5 protein-coding genes are annotated in these 5,027 nt (G+C 77.3%); 3 read left to right on the top strand and 2 right to left on the bottom strand.

The features are described from left to right. From GTQ99_RS19610 to GTQ99_RS19600, 3 genes are all read left to right on the top strand, one after another. The coding region (locus GTQ99_RS19610) for an ABC transporter permease (RefSeq protein ID WP_166617391.1) at positions 1-851 on the top strand (851 nt) is incomplete at its 5' end. 59 nt (positions 852-910) lie between these two features. After that, complete coding sequence (locus GTQ99_RS26360; protein WP_166617390.1) at positions 911-2,431, top strand: histidine kinase; 1,521 nt, start codon at positions 911-913, stop codon at positions 2,429-2,431. Then, positions 2,428-3,105: a response regulator gene (locus GTQ99_RS19600; RefSeq protein WP_166617389.1), complete on the top strand. Its 678-nt coding sequence runs from the start codon at positions 2,428-2,430 to the stop codon at positions 3,103-3,105. Before GTQ99_RS26360 ends, GTQ99_RS19600 begins: the two co-directional genes overlap by 4 nt. A gap of 32 nt (positions 3,106-3,137) precedes the next feature. Here GTQ99_RS19600 and GTQ99_RS19595 read toward each other — a convergent pair whose 3' ends face one another. Both GTQ99_RS19595 and GTQ99_RS19590 read right to left on the bottom strand, forming a co-directional pair. Further along, a complete protein-coding gene (locus GTQ99_RS19595) occupies positions 3,138-3,599 on the bottom strand; it encodes a GFA family protein (protein WP_166617388.1) in 462 nt (153 codons plus the stop codon). A gap of 132 nt (positions 3,600-3,731) precedes the next feature. Beyond that, on the bottom strand, positions 3,732-5,027 hold a 1,296-nt coding region (locus GTQ99_RS19590), incomplete at its 5' end, for an MFS transporter (protein ID WP_166617387.1).

Below are 5,027 nucleotides of genomic sequence, written 5' to 3'. Positions count from 1 at the left end.
CCACCGACGCCGCCACCGCCGACGCCGCCACCGGGTCGGGCGGGCGCGGGGGCGTCCGGCCGTACGGCTTCGGCCGGCTCCTGCTCGCGGAGTGGATCAAGTTCCGCTCGCTGCGCTCCAACTGGTGGGTCCTGGCCGCCGGAGTGCTGTTCGTGCCGCTGTTCGCGGTCTCCCGGGTGCTCAGCGTGGCCCGGGTCCCCGAGGCGGTCGGCGCTCCCGGCACGGTCGGCGCCGTGTACGTCACCTCCGGCGTGGCGCTCACCCAGCTCGCCCTCTGCGCCCTCGCCGTCCTGGCGGTCACCGGCGAGTACGGCACGGGCCAGATCCGCTCGACCTTCACGGCCGCGCCCCGGCGCCTGCAGGCGCTGGCCGCCAAGCTGGCGGTCACGGTCCTCGTCGTCCTCGCCGCCTCGGTCCTCGCCGTCGCTCTCGCCTGGGCGGCCGGCGCGGTCTGGTTCGAGCGGATCGGCACGTCCGTGGACCTGCTGCGCGCCGAGGACGCCCGGATCGTCCTGGGCGCGCCGCTCTACCTGGCCGCCCTGAGCGCCCTGGCGTTCGGCATCGGGACGATCGTGCGCAGCTCCGCCGCCGCGGTGGCGCTCGTGCTCGGGCTGCTGCTGGTGGTGGAGAACCTGCTGTCCCTCGTCCCGTGGGCACCGGTCCAGGCGTTCGCCGCGCACCTGCCGGCCACCGCGGGCAGCCGGCTGCTGCAGTCCGACGCCGTCGGCTCGGTCCTGACCACCTCCGCCAGCACGGCCCTGTCCCCGTGGGGCGGGTTCGCCGTCCTGCTGGCCTGGGTCGCGCTGGTGCTCACCGCGGCCGCCGTGCTCGTGCGCCGGCGGGACGCCTGAGCGGGTGCCCGGCCCCGCGGGCGGGGCTGGGAGGATGGTCCGGTGCTGGAGGACGCGTCGTGAACCGGGCACCCGCGACGCCCACCGCCACCGCGGCGGACCCCGCGGCGGACCCGACGAAGAACCCCGCGGCGAACCCCGCGGCGGACCCAGCGGCGGAGCCGGTGTTCACCGAGTCGTCGGCGCGGCGGCCGGGTCCGGTGCGCCGGTTCCTCGACCGGTTCCCGGCGGTCTCGGACGCCCTCGTCGTCCTGGTCTTCACCGGGTGGGCGCTGCTCACCGGGATCGGCGCGGACTCGATGTACGGGCTGTCCACCCACCTCGGCGGCGAGCGGGTGCTGCGGATGCAGTGGACCTCGCTGCTGCTCACCACGGCCGGTGCGCTGGTGCTGACCCGCCGGCGCCGGCGGCCCGTGCTCGTGGCCGCGCTCGTGGGCGTCCTGGGCGTCCTCGCGCTGGCCACCACGGGGGCGCCCTCCGGCTTCGAGCTCGGCCTGGCGCTCGCGCTGCACGCCGTCGCGGCGTCCCGGCGGCCGGCGGTGACGTGGACGGCGAGCGCCGCGACGGTCACGGCCCTGCTGGTCGCCGCGCGGCTGCTGCCGCTGCCGGCGACGGTGAGCGCCCTCGTGCTCGGCGCGGACCCCGCGAGCTCGGGCGGGCTCGACGCCCTGGCGCAGCGGGCGCGCGAGGGCCACTTCTTCCAGAGCGTCGCCTGGGCGCAGACCGCCGTGCCCGTCGTCGTGCCGGCGCTGCTCGCGATCGCGATCGGCACGAGCGTGCGCAACCGGCGGCTGGAGCTGGCGCGCGTGGTGGAGGCCGCCAACGCCCTCGCGCACGAGCAGGAGCAGCTGACGCGGCTGGCGCGGGCGGGCGAGCGCGCACGCATCGCGCGGGAGATGCACGACGTCGTCGCGCACAGCCTCTCGGTCGTGGTCGCCCTCGGCGACGGCGCCTCGGCTGCGCTGGAACGGGCGCCGGACCGCTCCCGCGCTGCCCTCGAGGACCTCGTCGCGACCGGCCGCTCGGCGCTGGGCGACGTGCGGCGCATCCTGGGCGTCCTGCACGAGGACGACGAGGAGGAGGGCGCGGACGCACGCGGGCCGGCCGGGGCTGCGCCCGCGCCCGGCGGGGCCCCCGGGGCCCCGCTGCAGGCGCCGGTGGAACCCCAGCCGGGCAGCGTGGACCTGGACGCGCTGGTCGAGCGGTTCCGCCGCGCCGGGCTGCCGGTGCGCACGGCGGGAGCGGGCGGGGAGGACCTGCGGGAGCTGGGCGCGAGCCTGGGCCTGACCGTCTACCGCATCGTGCAGGAGTCGCTCACCAACGCGCTGCGCCACGCACCGGGCACCGACGCGGTCCTGGTGGAGGTGCGGACCGGGCCCGGGCGCGTCGAGGTCGTCACCACCGACGCCGGCGCCGGTGCGGGACCGGGTTCGGGAGCGGGTTCGGGACCGGGTTCGCAGCGCGGGCTGGTGGGGATGCGCGAGCGCGCCGCGGCCTTCGGCGGCACCCTCGAGGCCGGCCCGCACGGGCGGGGCTGGCGGGTGCGCGCGGTGCTGCCCCGCTCCGGGGAGGGTTCGTGATCAGGGTCCTGCTGGTCGACGACCACGCGCTCATCCGCGTCGGGTTCCGCCTCGTGCTGGAGAGCGCCGGCGGCATCGAGGTGGTGGGCGAGGCGGGGGACGGGCGCGCCGCGCTGGAGCAGACCGCGGCGCTGCGCCCCGACGTCGTCCTGATGGACGTGCGCATGCCCCGCCTGGACGGCATCGGCGCCACCCGCCGGCTCGTCGAGGCCGCCCCCGGGGTGCGCGTGCTGATCCTGACGACGTTCGACCTCGACGAGTACGCCTTCGCCGCGCTGCGCGCCGGTGCCAGCGGGTTCCTGCTCAAGGACGCCGCACCGGCCGACCTGGTCGGCGCCGTGCGCACCGTGGCCGGCGGTGAGGCCGTCGTCTCCCCGCGCGTCACCCGGCGCATGCTGGAGCTGTTCGCGCACCGCCTGCCCGCGCCCGGCGAGGCCCCGCGGCCGGACGGCCTGGACCCGCGCCTGGCGGAGCTGACCCCCCGCGAGCTGGAGGTGCTGCACCGCCTCGCCGGCGCGCGCTCGAACGCGGAGATCGCCGCGGAGCTGTTCCTGTCCGAGGCCACCGTCAAGACGCACGTGGCGCGCGTGCTGGCCAAGCTGGGCGTGCGCGACCGCGTGCACGCGGTCGTGCTCGCCTACGAGACGGGCCTGGTGCGGCCGACGCTGGGCTGACGCCCGGCCGCACCCGGGCCCTGCCGCCCGCGTCAGCCGCAGCCCCCCGGTGCGCTCTCCTCCGGGGAGCCCGGGGCCGCGTCGGGCCGGGCGGGGAACTGCGGCACGTCGAGCGCCTTCGTCCAGGAGATGCGGTCCCGCGTGAAGATCTCCATGATCGGCGGCTCGATGCGCTCGGGATCGTCGAGGCTGCCCAGCATCACGAACACCTGGCCCGGGAACCCCGAGAGGTGGTCGGTGAAGACCCGGGCACCGCACTCGGGGCAGAAGTTGCGCACCACCGTGTTCCCGCTCGCGACGACGTAGGAGTACCCCTTCGGGTTTCCGCTGAGCAGCGTGAAGTCGTCCTCGGCGACGCTGAAGTAGCTGCCCGTGACGGCGCCGGAGGACCTCTGGCAGTCCCTGCAGTGGCAGTTCGCGACGAACTCGGGTGCGTCGCTGAACTCGTAGGTGATGGCGCCGCACTCGCAACGCCCCGTGAACTTCTCCGGCATGTCCTGCTCCTCCACGTCGACCGGTCTCTCCGGTCGGTTCGTCGGTCGGGTTCGTCGATCGGGTTCGACGGACCGGTGCCCTGCGCACCCGGCGAGCGGATCCTGGTGGACGCCGCGTCCGGGGCGCATCCGTCACGTGACCGGACCGCGCGGGGGGTCGCCAGTGGCGGCCTGCACGTGGGTGCGCGCGGGCGGACCGGCCACGGCGCAGTGCAGCAGCGCGCGCCCACCGGAACCGGCGGCCCGCTGCTGGACCCCTCCCGGCCCGGGGTCGCGGATCGTGGCCCACGCGAGGACGGCACCGGCGATCGCGAGCACCGAGCAGGCCGTCATGGCCTCGCGGAACGCACCGGTGACCGCCCGCGGGTCGGCGTAGTCGCTGCCGCCGAGCCCCACCAGGACGGGCAGGCCGGCGACGGCGACGAGCTGGGCGGTGCGGGCGAGCGCGTTGTTGACCCCCGAGGCGATCCCCGCCTGCTGCGCCGGGGCGGCGGCGAGCGCGGTCGCCGTCACCGGGGCGACGGTGGCCGCCAGCCCGAGCGCGAACACGAGCACGGCCGGCAGGACGTCGCGCAGGTAGGAGGACCCGACTCCGACGCGGCCCAGCAGGAGCATCCCGGCGCCGATCACCAGCGGCCCCACCGTCAGCGGGGTGCGGGCACCGATCCGCTGCGCGAGCCGGCCCGCCCGGGCGGAGAGCACCAGCATCACCACCGTGACGGGCAGCGTCGCCGCACCCGCCGCCAGCGGGCTGTACCCCAGCCCCGTCTGCAGCACCACCACGAGCAGGAAGAACACCCCGCCCAGCGCCGCGTACACGACGAACGTGAGGGCGTTGGCGGCGGCGAACTGCCGGGAGGCGAAGAGGCCCGGCGGCAGCAGCGGATCGCGTGCGCGGCGCTCCACGAGCAGGAACCCGCCGGTGGTCGCCGCGCCCACGGCGGCGGCGGCGACCACCGCCCACCTCGGGCCGGCGGGGGCCTGCACGAGGGCGGACGTGGTCCCGGCCAGCGCCGCGGCCGCCAGCAGCGCCCCCGCCAGGTCCAGACCGCGCCAGGCGCTGCGCCCCAGTCCGTTCCGCGCGGACGCCCCGGCGTCCGGCTCGGGCAGGTGGCGGCCGGCCGCGGCAGCCGCCAGCAGGCCCAGCGGCACCGGCAGCAGGAAGACCCACCGCCAGGACAGCTCCACCAGCACCCCGCCCAGCAGCGGGCCGACGGCCCCGGCGATGCCGCCCAGCGCGGACCAGGTGCCGATCGCCCGCGCCCGGTCGGCCGGGCGCAGCAGCGACTCCAGCACCGCCAGGCTGCCCGGGACCACCAGCGCGGCCCCCACGCCCTGCACCGCGCGGGCGGCCACCAGCAGCGGCAGGGTCGGTGCCAGCGCGCACAGGCCCGAGGCCGCGCAGAAGAGCAGCGTCCCCGCCACGAA

This window comes from Kineococcus vitellinus (genome assembly GCF_009906315.1).
Taxonomy (GTDB): Bacteria; Actinomycetota; Actinomycetes; order Actinomycetales; family Kineococcaceae; genus Kineococcus; species Kineococcus vitellinus.
The sequence above is the reverse complement of the archived record's forward strand: the minus strand, read 5'-3'. Positions and strand labels throughout refer to the sequence as shown.

Bases quoted from the DNA above. Each gene is read 5' to 3' on its own strand.
- GTQ99_RS19595 (WP_166617388.1), bottom strand. From the start codon at position 3,599: ATGCCGGAGAAGTTCACGGGGCGTTGCGAGTGCGGCGCCATCACCTAC.